Below are 17,523 nucleotides of genomic sequence, written 5' to 3'. Positions count from 1 at the left end.
TTTCGGAGCCGGCTGACTTCCGGCGGCCGAGAGGGCGTCGCGACCTAGTGGCTGATTTCCTCGGGGAACATCTCGTTGATCTTGTAGGCAACTTCTGTTCTGTTGGTCGCCTTCAGTTTCCTCATGATATTCCGGATGTGAACCTTCACTGTGCTTTCGCGCAGATTGAGTTCGTAGGCGATGATCTTGTTCGCCTTGCCGCGCCTCAGCGCGCTGACGACTTCCTCCTGCCGGTGCGTGAACATGCCCGACATCGGCCTGTATGTGTCTGCCCGCGTCTCGATCGCCCGTCGCATCGCCATGACGCTGCTTGCAGGCAAGAAGACGCCGCCGGCAAGCGTGAGGTTGATCGCCTGGATGCAGACGTCGATCTCGACCGAGGTCGGGATATACGCCTTGGCGCCCAGTTCGAGCGCCTTCAGCACATGAAGGAGCTCGTCATTGTCGGCGAGCACGATCACGGGCCGTCCGTATTCGGCGACGAGCTTCGTAATCATTGCGCTGACCGACGCTTCGCTCGGCTTGAGGCCGCCGATGCAAAGCAGGATTGCCGAAATCGGTGCATGCTGATGCTTGACCTGCCGCCACTCGTTGATCGTGCCGCAGGCGACGATCTCGAAAGGAAGCTGGCGTTCGCGCAACCCGTGGGCCAGGCAATGACGCCCCAATACACGCGGATCGACGATTACAAGTGAGCCCTTCGGCTCCTCTGTACGCAAATTTGAACTATCTCTTTCACCCGCCCCGACATCATCTCCGACGAGAAAAATCTGCCGGTCCGAGCTTTCGACTTGCGAAGTACGCATGGATGCAACCCTCTTCCCAAACACAGAAACAAATATTGAAGAAAGACCACCCCCAAGCGCAGATTACTATCATCTACACTGGGCACCCCAAAAACATCGCCGCCGCCAAATATAGATATCGCCGTTTAAGGTACCGCTCATTAATCAGGATTAATATTCGATTAATTTTCGCTAGATGTAACGATTTGGAACATTTCGAATATTTTCGCACTTAACCGCATCCTCGCGGGGACGAGGCTAACGATCCGTTTGAGGGATGCGAGGAGGATAGGCTGAAGGGCTGCGGACACGGCCGCGACACCGCCTAAGGCGAAAGATACCGGTCGTCGAAATCGGCCAGGTAAATCAACCGGCCGACATCGTGAAACTCGACGAGGCCGTGCCTGAAAGAGAGGATGCCATCCTCGCGCAGTTCGCGAAGCTTCCGGTTGAGGTGGATGGGCGTCAGCCCGAGTGCGTCAGCCAGATCGTGCTGCGTCAGCGGGCAGCTGAACTGAACGATCTCGCGCGGCAGCTTGCCGCAAAGCCGCATACCGAGCTCCAGGAAGAGGTGCGAGGTACGGCCCAGCACGCTTCGCCGGCCAAGATTGACCATGTGTTCGATCGCGATCGCATCGCGCCTGACCGCTGCGGACCGAAACAGGCGGTTGAGCTTCGGCGACTTAATCGAATCGAGCCCGGCACCGGGCCTGGTCTCGAAGACCAGCAGATCCGTGATCGCCGTGACAGCAAGGCCCGCTACCCGATCCTCCCCCGCCAGCCCGATGATGTCTCCCTTGAGCGGGAAGTCGATAATCTGCCGCTCGCCGTCGCTCATATACTTTTCGAGCCGGCACCAGCCGGACTGGATGATGCGGATGCCTTCAAGCGGATCGCCGAGCGGAACGATAGGAAAGTGCGCCGGGTAATGTCGCGGCTGAAAAACGGAGAGTGCCTGAATATCGCCGTCGTCGACTACCTGCCCGGAAAAGGCTGGGTTCGCGAGCAGGGCCCGATGAACCTCGGCAGTCGACATGCGGTACAGGCCTTTTCCGCTGTGGAGAGATGCTGGATAGGAAGTATTATCATAAAAGTTGTCACATTGTTTCATTTTCGCGTTGAGGTATGTCAACTCCACCGCAAGCTGCGCCGCCCTCACCCCCCTTTTAGGCGGATTCAGTGATCTATGATCCTAAAATGCCGCCACCAAAGTTCCGCCCTGTATTTTCCCTCTCGAAAGAGGATGGCGAAAGACTGTGCCCATAAACTGATGGTGTACAATTCCACCATTCGGATGAACTTTCAACCTGAAGTGATACTCCGGAAATTTCTTGATCCCCGATTGTAGCGGCCGCCAGGCGCATTCTTTTTGCTGCCGCTCCAGCTTCCTTCTCCGCTTCCGACTCAAAGGCACTGGCCATCTCACCGCCACAGCCTTTGGCGTTGCCCGTCAGCGTGATCGCTCCCGAAGCGGGCGATCGTGACGTTTCGACCGCGGGGCTAAGAAGGACCCTCCTTTGGGTTAGGGGCTTACCCGCAATTGTATGTCGCGGATCACCATTTCCCCAGCTTGCCGCGCGATGGCCACCGGATAGCCTTGGCGGATCAGTTTCGTTCTTGGGGAAGGGTAGTTCGATGAGACACGCTTTGTCGGCAATACTCCTGGCGGGAATGGCCTGGGCGTTTGCGCCCGGATCCGTCAACGACGCGGACGCCATGGGCGTCATCCCGAAGAAGCCCGGCGACTATCGCACCGTTCCCACGCCCGCCCCGCTTGCCGGCGGCGGCATACTGGGTCTGGGCGTGGTGGCGGGTGCGGGCGTCTATCTGATGCTGCGCAGGCGCAAGCGTCCCTAGAACCATCGGCCAATCCTGATGGATCGTCCTAGCCAACTGGCGCCGCTCGCGCTGCCAGGGGGTTCTCCCCTCGCGACGAAACCGGGCCCCGTGGAACGACTGTCGGCGACGGCAATCGCCGCCCGCGTTCCGCGGAACGAATTGTTTGCCGCGCTTCTCGTGATCGGCACCCTCAACGGGGCGGCCGGCCGTGTGATCTACCGGCTGACCAACGAGAGCTGGCCGACGATCTGGCTGCTGCTCGAGCTGAATGCCGTCGTGTTTCTGGCGACACTCGCCGCTATCCACCAGCTCTACCGGATGCCAGCGACCGCGCCCGGCCGGCGCGATCTGGCGGTCGCGGGCACGACGCTGGCTCTCATCGTCTTCCCGTCCTCGCCGGCAAGCTGGCTCGGGCTGACCTTCATGGGCCTCTATCTGGGGGTCACCGGCGAACCGGGCAGCCGGCAGCGCCGGGGCGGATGGATCGTCGCCGCCCTGACCGTGCCCATGCTCTGGAGCCGTGTCCTGATGTCGGTGGTCGGCGATTTCATACTCAGGCTCGATGCGTTGGCGGTTTCGCTGCTGCTGACGACGGAGCGAAACGGCAATGCCATCGCCTTTGCCGACGGCTGGGGCTATTTCTGGATAGCCCCGGAATGTTCCTCGCTGGGCAACGTCTCACTTGCCATCCTGGCCTGGGTGGCAGTGGCGCAATCGGTGGAAGACAGGCAGCGTCCTCCGCCAGTCTTCTTCCTCGTCCTGATCGGCAGCGTCATAGCTCTGAATGTAGGGCGCATGGTTGTGACCGGGCTTTCACGCGACAACCACTCGATCATCCACGGACCGACGGGAAACCTTGTCTTCGGCTGGCTGTTTCTGGCGACGATCGCCGCGATCATCTTCATCGGCTGCCGCGCGGGCGCGGCCAGAAGCAACCGTTCACGCATGGGAGCGTCCCCTGCATAAGGTCGCGGTCCTCGTCGTCGCACTGACCTTCACGCTTGGCGCAAAGGGCTGGGTGAGCCTTTCCGGGCTTCGCGGCGCAGCAGGCGACCAGCCTGAGCCGATCGAACGATTTCTGGCGGGAACTGGCCTCACACCGGGCGAAAAGCTGGCCCAGACGGAGCCTGCCATCCATCGGGCGAGCGGCGGTACGTGCGACCTGCTCATAGCGCAGGTTTCGCCCCTGGGCTGGCACCGCCACCTCTTCGAGCCGCTGCGCCGGGGGGAGAACCAGGTCCACTTTTTCGTCTTCAGGGAGCGTGCGAGCGTTCACCAGCCGGTGCTGGCGACAGCTACCGCGCTGCTGGTTACGAGACTGAAGCGCTATGTCGGTTTCGACGATGTGGAAGAGCCGGTATGGTCGGTACTGGCATCGACCGGATGCATCGTCGCGCACCTGCCATGGTCATGGGAAGAACCCCTCTCGTCCGCGCCTGTGAACGATGCGGCCGCGGTGCCTGCGGGGTGATCTGTCACGCTCAAATTCACTTGCGTCGCGCCGTTCCATTTGGTTCTATTCGCGACCAGATCGCTGAGGGGTGGAAGGTCTCTTCCGTGCGGTTCGGCGATAGGACAATAGCTGGGCGAAGACCCAGAGATTGATGGGGCTATGACGACGCGATGCCGCACTTCTATTTTGACACCTGGGCAGGTGACCACCTGACCGTCGATGATGCGGGCCATGAGTTTGGAAGTGTTGAGGAAGCGAAGCAACTCGCCACCATCACGCTTCTCGACATGGCGCGCGAGAACGCCGCGGGTTTCGACGGCATGGAACTCGCGATCGACGTTCGGCAGGAAGAGGAGCCCATCCTCAAGACCAGCCTGCTTCTGAAAGTCTCCACGGCAGGCTCCTGACCCGCCAGCAAGGCACTGCTCTTCATGGTGCTCATGCCCGCGCAGCCTGTGTGCGTGGGAACAAGGCTCGTCGAAAACCGTTCTTGATCTGCAAATTACACTACCGTCGCCGGGATATGGGCTTCCCGGCGTATTCGTCTGCTGACATCACATCGGAAAGGAAAGCCGTGACCAAACCGGTTGAGATCGATGCTGAAGCGATAAGCTCCGGCGTTCCGGGGCTGGATTACGTTCTTCGCGGCGGGTTTCCCGCTTCGCGCTCGCACCTGATCGAGGGGCGGCCGGGCAGCGGAAAGACGACGCTTGGGCTTCAATTCCTGATGGATGGGCGGGACCGTGGCGAGCGGTGCCTGTATATTACGCTTTCTGAAAGCCGGCGTGAGCTGATGGCTGTGGCCCATCGGCACGGCTTCGACCTGAACGGCATCGAAATCTTCGAACTGGTGCCGCCCGAACTCAGCCTCGACCAGTCGCAGCACCAGACGCTGGTGCACTCTTCTGACCTGGAACTGGGCGAAACGGTGCAGATCGCACTGAATGAGATCGACCGTCTGAAGCCGCAACGGGTGGTGTTCGATTCGCTTTCGGAAATCAGGCTCCTTTCGCAGGGCACGCTGCGCTATCGGCGTCAGGTGCTGGCGTTGAAAAGCTATTTCCTGCTCAACGACTGTACGGTCCTGCTTCTCGACGACCTGACCTCCGAGCAGGACGATCTCAATCTTCACAGCGTCTGTCACGGCGTTGTCAGGCTGGACCAGCTAGCTCCGATCTATGGCGGCGAGCGTCGTCGCCTGCGCGTCATCAAGATGCGCGGCGTGCAGATCAGGGGCGGCTACCACGATTTCGTCATTCGCCCCGGCGGGCTGACCGTATTCCCGCGTCTCGTAGCCTCGGACCATCCGGTTGCCCTGGAGCGGGACGTCGTGGTCAGCAATACCAGGCTCGACACGCTGCTGGGGGGAGGGCTTGCAAGAGGCACCAGCACCCTCCTCATGGGCCCGTCGGGCACGGGCAAGTCGTCGATCGCGCTCGCCTTCGTGCGCGCCGCGCTGGAACGCGGCGAAAGCGCCTTCTTCATCGTATTCGACGAGACGATGAATGTGGTTCTCGAGCGCGCGTCCGGCATGGGTTTCGCCTTGGAACCTCATATCCAGTCGGGGAAATTGAGACTTGTTCAGGTCGATCCCGCCGAAGTATCGCCGGGTGAACTTTCGGCCCGTATCCGGGATGCGGTGGAGGATTTCGACGCACGCATAGTGGTAATCGACAGCCTCTCTGGTTATCTCAACGCCATGCCCGAGGAAAACTACCTCGTGCTGCAGATGCACGAAATCCTCAGCTACCTCAATCAGAAGGGCGTGGTGACGCTGCTGCTGCTGGCCAGCCATGGGCTCGTCGGCCAGATGACGAACGCCGTCGACCTGACCTATGTCAGTGACAACGTCCTGTTGCTGCGTTACTTCGAGGCCGAGGGGCGTATACGCCGAGCCGTGTCGGTGGTGAAGAAGCGCACCGGCGCGCATGAGGACACGATCCGGGAATTCACGCTTTCTAACGAGGGCATAGTGGTCGGCAATGCCCTGTCCGACTTCACGGGCGTCCTGACGGGCGTTCCGACCTACCGTGGACCGGAAGCGAAATTGATGAAGCCTCCTACTCCCGGAGCTTCATGATGCATGATGCCGTGGTCCTCGCTCCATCAGGGCGCGATGCGCGCGTGGCGAGGGATATTATTGCAGGCGGGGGCTTCAAGGCACTGGTTGCCGAGAGCCTCGCCGACGCGTTGGCGGTTTTCGAGCAATCCTTGTGCCTTGTGGTGACCGAGGAGGCGCTTCTGTCCGAGGATCGGGCGGAGCTGGCCGCTTGGATGGAGAACCAGCCGACCTGGTCGGACTATCCTGTCGTGCTGTTGTCCACTCGGGGGGTGCCGCAGGATACACGGCTGGAGTTTCTCGACGTCCACGCCATAAATCTCGAACGGCCGTTCAGCCCCCAGGCTCTGGTGTCGGCCGTGCGCTCGGCCGGACGCGCGCGCAAGCGTCAGCTCGAGGTGCGCTCGTTCATCGAAAATCAGGCCCGCATCGAGGACCGCCAACGGCTGTTGATCCGCGAGTTGCACCATCGCGTCAAGAACACGCTGTCGAACGTGCAGGCGGTGCTCGGCGCAACCGCGCGGTCGGCGGGCAGCATAGATGAATTCTACGCCGCCTTTTCTGAACGCATCACGTCTTTGGCGCGAACCCACACCTTCCTGACGGACGATTACTGGCAGGTTGCGTCGCTGCAGCAGATGCTGGAATCGGAGTTGAGCCACTTTGCTTCCCACCCGAAGCAGATCATGCTCGCCGGACCCAAGGTGGAGCTCGTCGCCGACATCGCAGTACCGCTCGGCATGGCCTTCCACGAACTTGCGAGCAATTCGGCCAAATACGGCTCACTGACCAATGGTGCGGGCAGCCTCAGCGTCTCATGGGACATTTCCGACGAGGATGACGGCCGGTGCCTCAAGCTTGAATGGGTGGAGAAAGGCGGCCCGTCCGTGCATCCGCCTGAACGAAAAGGATTCGGCACGGTTCTCCTGCACAAGGTGCTGACGATCCAGTGCGAGGCTGACGTCGAAACCGTCTACGACGAGAGCGGTTTCATACTGCGTCTCGAACTGCCGCTGAAGCGTGACAGGCTGGTGCCGCAATACGAGCTCGCTTAACGGCGCAGTAGCAGCGGCCGGACCGTTTCCGGTTAAAGGCCGGTATTCAGAAAGTCATTCGGCGGCTTGCGGGCGGGCCCGGGGCGTCTGCCGATGCTGGCTGGCCAGCGGCGAGATCATGTCCATGGGAAACGCGTCCACCGCGACCACCCGGGCCACGGCTGCGTTCGCCTCGGTGATCCGGACCAGCTCGGCAGCGTCGATCACGCCCGCTTTTCGAGCTTCGTCGGCATCGCGGATTTTCGCGTCGCGCATCTTCTTCTCTACAGGCGCGATCGCGACCACCAGCCGGAACGCCTCTTCCAGGTCGCGCATCGGATGATCGTCGCGCCCTTCGCCCAGATAGAGGTCCGGGGTCAGCCTGTCGCGCTGTGCGGAAGCATCGAGCAAGGTTGCCGCGACGGTATCGGTCAACCGGTCGGGCGGGCTGGCGTAGGGAACGCCCAGCGGAAACGCCACCAAGCGGACCAGCCAGCTTCCCCAGCGCGCGGGCAGATTGGCAAGCACACCATCAAAGGCGACCGCAATGCGATCGAGGCCCTGCATCATGATGTAGTCGACGATGGGGAGGTCTTCCTTCTGCCTGCCCTCGTCTTCATAGCGCTTGAGCACAGCCCCAAGCAGATAGAGTTCGGCAAGGATGTCGCCCATGCGGGCCGACAGCATCTCCTTGCGTTTCAGCGCGCCGCCGAGCGTGAGAAGCGCCAGGTCCGAAAGCATCGCGAAGGCTGCGGAAAGGCGCGAAAGCTGTCTCCAGTGATGTGCAAGTTCGGCACCGTCGGGCGCTGGGGCGATACGCCCGCCGCTCCAGCCCCGTACCCAGCTTCTGACCGCATTGGCAACGGCATGTCCGGCATGCGCCCAGAAACTGCGGTCGAAAGCATCGAGCCCGGCCTCCCGGTCGTCATCCGACAGGGCCATCAGCTCGTCGAGCATATAAGGATGCGAGCGGATGGCGCCCTGCCCGAAGATCATCAGGTTGCGGGTAAGGATGTTTGCGCCCTCGACGGTGATGCCGATGGGCACCGACCGGTGCTGACCGCCCAGATAGTTGCGCGGGCCTTCGATGATGCCCTTGCCGCCATGGATGTCCATGGCCTTCTCGACCGAGCGGCGCATACGCTCGGTCGCATGGTACTTCATGATCGCGGAGACGACAGAGGGCTTATGCCCTTCATCGAGTGCTGCGACAGTCAACCGGCGCGCGGCATCTATGAGGTAGGCGTTCGCGGCGAGGTCGGCCAGATGCTCGCGCACCCCTTCGAAATCACCGATGGCGACGTTGAACTGACGTCTCACGCGCGCATAGGCGCCCGTTGCACGTGCGCACATGGCCGCCGAACCCGCCGACTGCGAGGGCAGCGAGATGCCGCGGCCGGCGGCGAGCGCCGTCATCAGCATCTTCCAGCCCTGGCCGATCTGCTTCTCACCGCCAAGGATCCAGTCGAGCGGGATGAACACGTCCTTGCCGTAAAGCGGTCCGTTCTGGAAATGGGTGAATTGCGGCACGTGGCGCTCGCCCTGGCTGACTCCCGGCGTCGATGACGGGATGAGGGCAACGGTGATGCCCCGCTCCACCCCCCCGCCAAGGTGATTTTCCGGATCGCGCAGCTTGAAGGCGATGCCCATGACGGTGGCTACGGGGCCAAGGGTGATGTAGCGCTTGTGGAAGTTGAGGCGGATGCCGAGGACGCGCCTTCCCTCGTGCTCGCCTTCTTCCACGACGCCGATATCGCTCATAGCGGCGGCGTCCGATCCCGCATCCTCCGACGTCAGGCCGAAACATGGGATCTCGCGTCCGTCGGCCAGGCGCGGCAACCAATGGTCCTTCTGATCCTCGGTACCGAAATGAAGCAGCAGCTCGCCCGGCCCGAGCGAGTTGGGCACCATGACTGTGACGCCGGCGACCACACTCGCGGTGGAGACCTTGCGCACCACCTCGGAATGCATGGTGTTGGAGAAGCCGAGCCCGCCATACTTCTCGGGGATAGTCATGCCGAAGAACTTCTGCTCGCGCATGAAGCGCCAGACGTCTTCGGGCAGGTCGCGATCCTCGAACGCAATCTTCCACTCGTCGATCATGGCGCATAATTGCTGGACCGGCCCATCCATGAAGGCCCGTTCGCGCTCGCTCAGCCGGGCCGGCGGCGTGGCCAGCAGCCGGTTCCAGTCGGGGTTGCCGGAGAACAGCTCCCCGTCCCACCACACCGTACCGGCATCGATGGCGTCGCGCTCCGTGTCCGAAATGGGCGGCATGACCGTTCCCGCCCAGCGGAAGATCGGCTTGGTGACATAGTCCCGGCGGAATTCGCGAAAGCCCATTGCTGCCCTCAGTCGTTGTCCGAGCAATGCGACGCCCGGCATTTGGTTCCATGAGTGGCGACACGCCAATTACAGCGCGCGGAGCGGCAGTTAATATTAACACACGCGTTAGTGAGTATTGACAGATCGCTTGCGCCTGCCCATTGATCTCGTCGCACATATCCGGTGCGAGGGGATGGAGGAATAGTCGGTCGGCATGCTTGGCGGACCGGCCGGAGAGGAGTTCTTCTTGTCGACTGTCGAAGCGGGGGAAACACGTCCCCTCGTGCGCTTTCCCGCGGGGCCGGCGCGCGGTGTGCGGACGAATGACGGGCTATGCGTGTTTCGTGGCCTGCCATATGCCGAGCCGCCCACCGGCGAGCGGCGCTGGAAGCCGCCCGTACCCAGAGCCGACTGGCACGACGTACGTGACGCTGCCGCTCCCGGTTTCGCCTGCATCCAGCCGCCGCGACGGGCTGGAAGCATCTATGACGGCGACATGCCCCCGACGGGCGAAGATTGCCTGTCGCTCGACATATGGGCGCCCGAGGACGCCTCCGGCCTGCCGGTCTTCGTATGGATACACGGCGGCTCCTTCATATGGGGCGCAGGCAGCGAACCTGTCTACGACGGCGCGGCGCTGGCGCAGCGCGGCATGGTGGTCGTCTCGATCAACTACCGCCTCGGTATTTTCGGCTACCTCGCCCATCCCGAACTCAGTGCGGAATCGCCAGACGGCGTCTCCGGCAATTACGGCCTGCTCGACCAGATCGAGGCGCTACGGTGGGTCAGGCGCAACATCGCGGCAGTCGGCGGCGATCCGGACAACGTCACTATCGCGGGCGAATCCGCAGGAGCGTTCAGCGTCATGTGCCTGATGGCCGCGCCATCGGCGCGGGGGCTTTTCGCCAGGGCGATCGCGCAGAGCGCCTACATGGTTTCCATGCCGTCGCTGAAAGAGCACCGCTACGGCGAGGAGCCCGCCGAGGAAAAGGGATCGCAACTCGGCCGGGCGCTCGGCGCGCTCGACATCGCGTCACTGCGGTCGATGGAGGCGCAGGACATCGCCAACCACGCCTTGCAGGCGGGCTTCCTGCCGATCCCGATTGTCGATGGCCATGTACTGCCGGAACAGCTTGTTGAGGCTTTCGACCACGGCACGCAGGCACCGGTGCCGCTGCTCACGGGCTTCACGAGTGGCGAGGTCCGGTCCCTGCGTTTCCTGATGCCTGCTCTCCCCGCTTCGGCGGGAGCGTACGAAGCCGAGATCCATGCGCGCTACGGCGACCTTGCCGGGCAGTGCCTCGCGCTCTACCCGGCCGGCGACATGGAGGAGGCAGCACTCGCCACCTTGCGCGATGCGCTCTATACGTGGACGTCGGTCAAGATGGCGAAGGCGCAGCAGCACCTCGGTGCAGCCACCTATATCTACTGCTTCGACCACGCCTATCCGGCCGCGCAGGCTGCCGACCTGCATGCCTTTCACGGTTCGGAGATGCCCTACATCTTCGGCACGATGGACCGGACGCCACCACGCTGGCCAGCGATTCCGGCGACCGCCGGCGAAGCGGCATTGTCGAATGCGATGGGCGAATACTGGTCCTCCTTCGCCCGCACGGGCGTGCCTCAGGCTTCCGGCTATGCCGGCTGGCCGGCTTATCTGCCCGACGGCAAGCACGTGACGTTCGCCGAACAGCCCCACGTCGCGTCCGGCGCGCTGGAAGCAGCGTTCACCTTCCACGACGACGTGGTGCGGCGGCGCATGGCGGCAGGAGACATCCCATGGAACTGGAATGTGGGGATCGCCGCGCCGCCCCTGCCCGCGAAGGTTCGATAGCAGAATGAACGACGGTGCCATGCAGCCTTATTCGCTGACGCTCGACAAGTTTCTCGATCACGCCGCCAAGTGGCATCCCGACGCGCAGGTGGTGACCGCCGGTGGCGACGGCGCGAATGCACGCATCGGCTATGCCGGATTGAGAAGCCGCGCTCGACGGATATCCTCCGTTCTGGCCGGGCTGGGCATATCAGCCGGCGACCGCGTCGCTACGCTTGCCTGGAACACGCAGGCCCATGTCGAGGCGTGGTACGCGATCATGGGCATGGGTGCGGCGTGCCACACGCTGAACCCCCGCGTCACGGCCGAGCAGTCAGGCGCGATGCTGGCGCAGTCCGGCGCGCGCGTGCTGATCGTGGCGGCGGACCTTCTGCCCATGGCGCTCGGGATCGCCGGCGGCACGGCCGTCGAGCATATCCTGACGATCGACGGGGTCCCCGATGGCGCGTCCGATCTTGTCGGGTCGCTGGAGACGCTTCTCGGCGCCGTCGAGCAGGAGGCGGCATGGGGCGGGTTCGACGAGATGTCGGCGTCCGGCCTCTGCTTTACGTCCGGCACCACGGGCGCGCCGAAGGGCGTCACCTACACCCATCGCTCCACCTATCTCCATACGACGCGCCTGCTACAGGCCGACGTCGTCGGCCTCACCGCCGCCGATGCCGTGCTGGCGGTCGTGCCGATGTTCCACGCCAATGCATGGGGATTGCCGTTCGCGGCGCCCGCAGTGGGCGCGAAGCTCGTCCTGCCGGGGCGGGCGGCCAACGGTGCGAGCCTTGCACGACTGATAAGGGACGAGGGCGTGACGGTGGCGGCCGGCGTGCCGACGGTGTGGCTCGGACTGGTCGAGCATCTGGAGGCGCATGGCGGCGAGGTACCGAGCCTCAACCGAATTCTTGTCGGCGGCGCACCGATGCCGCAGGCGCTGATGCGTCGGATCGAGGAACGGCTGGGTGCAAGCGTTCAGACGAGCTGGGGCATGACCGAGCTGTCGCCGTTGGGCACGATGTCTCCGCCCGACGACCCGCATCGCCAGCCCTTCCTGTCGGGCAGGCCTGCGGTCGGGGTGGACCTGCTTTTGACCGATGCGGAGGGCCGCGCCCTGCCACAGCAGCGCGACGTTGAAGGACATCTTCGGGTACGCGGCGCAGCCGTGGTCGAGCGCTATCTCGGCCACGACGAGCCCGCCACCGATGCGGACGGCTGGTTCGACACGGGCGACCTCGCGCGCATCGACGCGCGCGGCAACCTGATGATCACCGGGCGCGCCAAGGACCTCATCAAGTCGGGTGGCGAATGGATCAATCCGGCAGAGATCGAGGCCATCGTGACTGGCCTGCCGCAGGTATCGCTTGCCGCTGTCGTGGGCCGCGCAGACCCGAAATGGGGCGAGCGGCCGATCCTCCTTGTCGAGCTCAGGCAGAACGAGGAGTTGTCGGACGAGGAACTCCTGAACCCGTTGCGCGCGCGCGTGGCCTCGTGGTGGATTCCGGACGAAATCGTCCGGCTCCCCAGACTGCCGACCGCTTCCACCGGAAAGGTGGACAAGCTTCGCCTGAGGGCTCAATACGGACAATGAGCAGTACACCCCACCAATGAACCGGAGGTCGCAATGAGAGAAGCCGTCATCGTCAGCACAGCCCGCACGGGCATCGGCAAGGCCTATCGCGGCAGCCTCAACGCGACCAAATCGCCCACGATGGTGGCGCATGCGCTTAGCCACGCCGTCGAGCGCGCCGGCATCGAGCCCGGCGAGATCGAGGATGTCGTGCTCGGCACCGTCCTGGGCGCCGGGACGGCCGGCATGAACCTCGCACGCAACGCGGCCCTTGCAGCAGGCCTGCCCGTCACCGTGTCGGGACAAACGATGGACCGCCAGTGCGCGTCGGGCCTGATGGCGATCGCGACTGCGGCCAAGCAGGTCATTGTGGACGGGATGGACGTGGTTGCCGCCGGCGGCCATGAGAACATCTCGGCCGTCCAGGATCGCTATTTCGCGTGGGTGCAGGAGGAGCTGGACCCCGCCGTGGTCGCCAACGCCCAGCACGCCTACATGCCGATGCTCAAGACGGCCGAGTTCGTCGCCAAGAAATACGGCGTCAGCCGCGACGCGCAGGACGAGTATGCCCTGTCTTCGCAGCAGCGTACCGCGGCGGCCCAGCAGGCGGGGCGCTTCGACGACGAGATCGTGCCGTTCGACACGACGATGCTGGTCAAGGACAAGGCGACCGGCGAGATTTCTCAGCGCGCCATCACGCTGTCGGGCGACGAGGGCAACCGGCCCGAGACGACGCTGGAAAGCCTCAACGGCCTGAAGCCGGTGCTCGAAGGCGGCGTGATTACCGCAGGGAATGCCAGCCAGCTTTCAGACGGCGCGTCGGCCTGCATCGTGATGGACCGGCAGCTCGCAGAAAAGCGCGGCCTCTCGCCGCTGGGCACCTATCGCGGCATGGCGGTGGCCGGCTGCGCGCCCGAGGAGATGGGCATCGGCCCCATCTACGCGGTGCCACGGCTGCTGGAGCGCCATGGCCTCAAGGTCAGCGACATCGGTCTATGGGAGCTGAACGAGGCCTTCGCGGTGCAGGCGCTCTATTGCCGCGATCATCTCGGCATCGACCCCTCCCTTTACAACGTCAATGGCGGCGGCATTTCCATCGGTCATCCATACGGCATGACCGGCGCGCGTCTGGTCGGACACGCGCTGATCGAGGGCAAGCGGCGCGGCGCGCGATACGTCGTCGTCACCATGTGCGTGGGCGGCGGCATGGGTGCTGCCGGCCTGTTCGAGGTGAACACCTGACGCGTTTGCGCTGCTGTCACGGCGATCTAGGCCAACGGCGTCTTTCGGGGTAGTTACTGGGGGTCCGGCCTTGCCGCCGGGCCCTTGCTACCCCGTTCGGAGAGACCGGAATCTTGACTGAGCAAAAGACACCGCGCCGCAAAGGTTCGATAAAGGCCAGACAGCGCGAGGAGATGATCGAGCAGATCCTCGACGCCGCGGAACTGCTTTTCTCCCAACATGGTCTCTACGGCGTCACCCTCAAGGACGTCGCCAAGCATGTCGGCGTTCACCACACGCTCATCAACTACTACTTCGATGACAAGAAGGCGCTCTTCGACCAGGTGTTCGCCCGCCGCGCCGTCGTGACAAGCGAGCGGCGGATGAGAATGCTTGAGGAGTACGAGAAGGCCTCGAAGGGCAAGCCGACGGTGGAAGGCGCGCTGCGCGCGTTTCTCGACACGGACCTCGATCTCTACATCGAGGGCGGCGAGGGCTGGCGCAATTATGCGGCACTCGCCTCTCAGGTGGCCAACACGCCCGGCTGGGGCGCGCAGATGATGGACGAGCATTTCGACCCCGTGGTGCTGCGGCTCGTCGGCATCTTGAAAAAGGCGCTTCCCGATGCCGCGGCCGAGGACATCTTCTGGGGCTATCATTTCGTGACAGGCGCGCTGGTGCTGACGCTGGCGCGCACCGGTCGCATCGACGAGCTTTCGGGCGGCCTGTGCCGATCCGACGATTTCGTCGCGGTCAAGGAGCGCATGTCGAGCTTCATGGCTGCGGGCTTCATGGCGATCTGCAAACAGCGCATGCCGGCAGCTCACTAGCCTCGCCAATCCGTTCCCCAGCACCCGTCGTCCACCTTCGTGCCCCTGCATCGGCGTGGCCGATAGCGTTCGCGCAAACTCCATGACGACTTTCGAAAAGCACCTCTCCGCACAAAGAAGCCCTTGCGCGCAGATTATTAATTATCTAGTGAGTGAATTAGTTGTTCCATGTGGTGAGGAGTGGAAATGCAGCTTCAGGACCGGGTGGCGATCGTTACGGGTGCCGGCGGCGGGCTGGGCAAGGCCCATGCCGAACTGCTTGCCGGTCTTGGCGCCAAACTCCTCGTCAACGACATGAACGACGAGGCCGCCGAGCGCGTCGCCGCCGGGCTTCGGGCGAAGGGTGCGCAAGCGCTCGCCTTCGCGGCATCCGTCACGGACGAAGCCCGCATTGGGGAAATGGTCGCTCAGGCGATGTCCGCCTGGGGCCGCGTCGATATCCTCGTCAACAATGCCGGCATCCTGCGCGACAGGACGTTCGCGAAGATGACGCTGGCCGAGTTCCGCGAAGTCATCGACGTGCACCTCATCGGCTCGGTCGTCTGCACCAAGGCCGTGTGGGAGATCATGCGCGAGCAGAAATACGGACGCGTGGTGATGACCACCTCCTCGTCGGGTCTCTTCGGCAATTTCGGCCAGTCGAACTACGGAGCAGCCAAGATGGCGCTCGTCGGTCTCATGCAGACCCTCGCGCTCGAGGGCGAGAAATACGACATCCGCGTCAACTGCCTCGCGCCCACGGCCGCCACGGCCATGACCGGCGGGCTCATGTCGCAGGATACGCTCGACCGGCTTTCTCCCGAACTCGTAAGCCCCGGGCTTCTGGCGCTCGTTGCCGAGGATGCGCCGACACGGGCGATCCTGTGCGCCGGAGCCGGGCATTTCGCGCAAGCCAACATCACGCTCACCAGTGGCGCTTTCGTCGGCGCGGACAATGGGGCGGCCGAGCGGGTGCGGACCAACTGGGACCGCATCTCGGACCGGACCGGCGACATCGTGCCCGGCTACGGCTTCGTGCAGAGCGAGCGTGAGGTCGCAAGCGCCGCCGCCAATGAGCCGGCAAAGGTAGCCAACGGCTGACGGGAGAACAGCGCGACGAAACGACGGATTGGAGCGCGCAGAACGGATCTGAGGATCGCGGCGCGCTGCAGGGCAGCATCGAGGGGCGGAAGTCCCGCGGTCTGGAAGGAACCGCGGGGCGCTACGACAACGCCATCGACGCTGCCGGAAATGGAGGGGGATGGATAGTCCGTTCCCGTTTTGTGGAGGAGAACAATGAGAACATTCATCGGATCGGCGGCGCTTGCGCTCGCCATGCTGGGCTCGACCGCGCTGTCGGCAATGGCCCAGGAAACGATCAAGATCGGCTATGTCGATCCGCTCTCGGGCGGCGGCGCCAGCATCGGCCAGATCGGGCTCAACCAGCTCAACTTCATCGCCGACGAGGTCAACGCGCGCGGCGGCATCAACGGCAAGCAGGTTCAGATCGTCGGCTACGACAACCAGACCAACCCCCAGATCAGCCTCGTGCAGGTGCAGAAGGCCATCGACGAGGGCATTCAGGTCATCGTGCAGGGCAACGGTTCGTCTGTCGCGGTCGCGGTTTCCGACTTCATCACCAAGTACAATGAGCGCAATCCGGGCGAGAACATCGTCCACCTGAACTACGCCGCCATCGATCCGGTGCTGACCAACGAGAAGTGCAGCTACTGGCACTTCACCTGGGATGCCAGCGCCGACATTAAGATGGAAGCGCTGACGAATTTCATGAAGGACAAGGAAGACATCAAGAAGGTCTACCTTATCTCGCAGGACTATTCGTTCGGCCATGCGGTAGCGGGTGCCGCCAAGCGCATGCTCAATGAAAAGCGTCCTGACATCGAGATCGTCGGCGACGAGTATCATCCGCTGGTGCGCATCACCGACTTCGCGCCCTATGTCGCCAAGATCCGCGCTTCCGGCGCAGACACCGTCATCACCGGCAACTGGGGCCAGGATCTGGCACTGCTGATAAAGGCGGCCGGCGAAACCGGCCTCGATGTCGACTGGTACACGTTCTATGCCGGCGGCGCCGGCGCACCCACCGCCATCAAGCAGGCGAACCTCGAAAACAAGGTCTTCCAGATCAACGAGGGCATCAACAATCTCGGCTACGGCCCGGCGGAAGAACGCGCCGGCGCTTATATGGAGCGGTTCTCGTCCGCTCCGGTCTACTTCCCGCGCGTGTTCAACATGATGGACATGGTGTTCAAGGCCATGGAAGAGGCCGGGTCGGAGGATCCGGGCGATTTCATACCCAAGCTCGTCGAGATGAAGCACGACAGCTTCGCCAAGGGCGAGGAGGGCTTCATGCGCGCGGACGACCACCAGTTCTTCCAGCCGCTCTACATCGCGGCGCTGGGCGAGCTTGGCGAGGGCGAGAAGTTCGACGAGGAGCACACCGGCTGGGGCTGGAAGCTCGCCGCCACCGTGCCCACCGAGGACACGCTGCTTCCCACGACCTGCGAGATGGAACGTCCGTAAGGGACGAACCGGCCGGGTGGCGCTCCGCGCGCCGCCCGGCCCATCCGCAAAATCCTCCTGAAAGC

General features: G+C 63.5%; 15 protein-coding genes. 12 read left to right on the top strand and 3 right to left on the bottom strand.

Annotated features, from left to right (window positions below; translation table 11 throughout):
* Window positions 1-44: 44 nt before the first annotated feature.
* Window positions 45-806 (bottom strand): response regulator transcription factor, encoded by a 762-nt coding sequence (locus FY036_RS15225; protein ID WP_148915586.1) that lies wholly within the window; start codon window positions 804-806, stop codon window positions 45-47.
* A 304-nt stretch (window positions 807-1,110) separates the two neighbouring features.
* Window positions 1,111-1,923 carry a Crp/Fnr family transcriptional regulator gene (locus FY036_RS15220; RefSeq protein WP_148915585.1) on the bottom strand — a complete coding sequence of 271 codons (813 nt, stop codon included), beginning with the start codon at window positions 1,921-1,923 and terminating at the stop codon, window positions 1,111-1,113.
* 497 nt (window positions 1,924-2,420) lie between these two features.
* Between FY036_RS15220 and FY036_RS15215 the strand changes: the two genes are divergently transcribed.
* The 6 genes from FY036_RS15215 to FY036_RS15190 all read left to right on the top strand — a co-directional run bounded on the left by FY036_RS15215 (window position 2,421) and on the right by FY036_RS15190 (window position 7,191).
* Window positions 2,421-2,642, top strand: coding sequence for a hypothetical protein (locus FY036_RS15215; RefSeq protein ID WP_148915584.1), 222 nt, complete (start codon window positions 2,421-2,423; stop codon window positions 2,640-2,642).
* 90 nt (window positions 2,643-2,732) lie between these two features.
* Window positions 2,733-3,590 (top strand): hypothetical protein, encoded by an 858-nt coding sequence (locus tag FY036_RS15210; RefSeq protein ID WP_148915583.1) that lies wholly within the window; start codon window positions 2,733-2,735, stop codon window positions 3,588-3,590.
* A 52-nt stretch (window positions 3,591-3,642) separates the two neighbouring features.
* The gene (locus tag FY036_RS15205) at window positions 3,643-4,095 is read left to right on the top strand and encodes a hypothetical protein (protein ID WP_148915582.1); all 453 of its coding nucleotides are present in this window, start codon (window positions 3,643-3,645) and stop codon (window positions 4,093-4,095) included.
* Window positions 4,096-4,247: 152 nt separating this feature from the next.
* Entirely contained in the window at window positions 4,248-4,484 is a 237-nt protein-coding gene (locus FY036_RS15200) for a DUF6894 family protein (RefSeq protein WP_148915581.1), read from the top strand.
* 167 nt (window positions 4,485-4,651) lie between these two features.
* On the top strand, window positions 4,652-6,157 hold the full coding sequence (locus FY036_RS15195; protein ID WP_148915580.1) for an ATPase domain-containing protein: 1,506 nt from the start codon (window positions 4,652-4,654) through the stop codon (window positions 6,155-6,157).
* A complete protein-coding gene (locus FY036_RS15190; RefSeq protein ID WP_148915579.1) occupies window positions 6,154-7,191 on the top strand; it encodes a sensor histidine kinase in 1,038 nt (345 codons plus the stop codon). The genes FY036_RS15195 and FY036_RS15190 overlap by 4 nt, the downstream gene beginning before the upstream one ends.
* A 54-nt stretch (window positions 7,192-7,245) precedes the next feature.
* On the opposite strand, the gene FY036_RS15185 is transcribed toward FY036_RS15190, so the two are convergent.
* Entirely contained in the window at window positions 7,246-9,513 is a 2,268-nt protein-coding gene (locus FY036_RS15185) for an acyl-CoA dehydrogenase (protein WP_148915578.1), read from the bottom strand.
* A gap of 229 nt (window positions 9,514-9,742) precedes the next feature.
* Between FY036_RS15185 and FY036_RS15180 the strand changes: the two genes are divergently transcribed.
* The 6 genes from FY036_RS15180 to FY036_RS15155 all read left to right on the top strand — a co-directional run bounded on the left by FY036_RS15180 (window position 9,743) and on the right by FY036_RS15155 (window position 17,458).
* Window positions 9,743-11,329, top strand: coding sequence for a carboxylesterase/lipase family protein (locus tag FY036_RS15180; protein ID WP_201744774.1), 1,587 nt, complete (start codon window positions 9,743-9,745; stop codon window positions 11,327-11,329).
* A gap of 4 nt (window positions 11,330-11,333) precedes the next feature.
* Window positions 11,334-12,905, top strand: a complete 1,572-nt coding sequence (locus tag FY036_RS15175) for an AMP-binding protein (protein WP_148915576.1) — start codon at window positions 11,334-11,336, stop codon at window positions 12,903-12,905.
* A 33-nt stretch (window positions 12,906-12,938) separates the two neighbouring features.
* Window positions 12,939-14,126 carry an acetyl-CoA C-acyltransferase gene (locus tag FY036_RS15170; RefSeq protein WP_148915575.1) on the top strand — a complete coding sequence of 396 codons (1,188 nt, stop codon included), beginning with the start codon at window positions 12,939-12,941 and terminating at the stop codon, window positions 14,124-14,126.
* 113 nt (window positions 14,127-14,239) lie between these two features.
* Window positions 14,240-14,935, top strand: a complete 696-nt coding sequence (locus FY036_RS15165) for a TetR/AcrR family transcriptional regulator (RefSeq protein ID WP_235897683.1) — start codon at window positions 14,240-14,242, stop codon at window positions 14,933-14,935.
* A 186-nt stretch (window positions 14,936-15,121) separates the two neighbouring features.
* Entirely contained in the window at window positions 15,122-16,015 is an 894-nt protein-coding gene (locus FY036_RS15160) for an SDR family NAD(P)-dependent oxidoreductase (protein WP_148915574.1), read from the top strand.
* A 195-nt stretch (window positions 16,016-16,210) separates the two neighbouring features.
* The gene (locus tag FY036_RS15155) at window positions 16,211-17,458 is read left to right on the top strand and encodes a branched-chain amino acid ABC transporter substrate-binding protein (protein WP_148915573.1); all 1,248 of its coding nucleotides are present in this window, start codon (window positions 16,211-16,213) and stop codon (window positions 17,456-17,458) included.
* Window positions 17,459-17,523: the final 65 nt, after the last annotated feature.

The sequence above is a fragment of the Neoaquamicrobium microcysteis genome, assembly GCF_008180155.1.
In the GTDB taxonomy this organism is placed as follows: Bacteria; Pseudomonadota; Alphaproteobacteria; order Rhizobiales; family Rhizobiaceae; genus Aerobium; species Aerobium microcysteis.
Note: the sequence above shows the minus strand (reverse complement) of the source record. Positions and strands in the feature narration are given on the sequence as shown.

Bases quoted from the DNA above. Each gene is read 5' to 3' on its own strand.
- FY036_RS15225 (WP_148915586.1), bottom strand. From the start codon at position 806: ATGCGTACTTCGCAAGTCGAAAGCTCGGACCGGCAGATTTTTCTCGTC.
- FY036_RS15215 (WP_148915584.1), top strand. From the start codon at position 2,421: ATGAGACACGCTTTGTCGGCAATACTCCTGGCGGGAATGGCCTGGGCG.
- FY036_RS15200 (WP_148915581.1), top strand. From the start codon at position 4,248: ATGCCGCACTTCTATTTTGACACCTGGGCAGGTGACCACCTGACCGTC.
- FY036_RS15190 (WP_148915579.1), top strand. From the start codon at position 6,154: ATGATGCATGATGCCGTGGTCCTCGCTCCATCAGGGCGCGATGCGCGC.
- FY036_RS15185 (WP_148915578.1), bottom strand. From the start codon at position 9,513: ATGGGCTTTCGCGAATTCCGCCGGGACTATGTCACCAAGCCGATCTTC.
- FY036_RS15175 (WP_148915576.1), top strand. From the start codon at position 11,334: ATGAACGACGGTGCCATGCAGCCTTATTCGCTGACGCTCGACAAGTTT.
- FY036_RS15170 (WP_148915575.1), top strand. From the start codon at position 12,939: ATGAGAGAAGCCGTCATCGTCAGCACAGCCCGCACGGGCATCGGCAAG.
- FY036_RS15160 (WP_148915574.1), top strand. From the start codon at position 15,122: ATGCAGCTTCAGGACCGGGTGGCGATCGTTACGGGTGCCGGCGGCGGG.
- FY036_RS15155 (WP_148915573.1), top strand. From the start codon at position 16,211: ATGAGAACATTCATCGGATCGGCGGCGCTTGCGCTCGCCATGCTGGGC.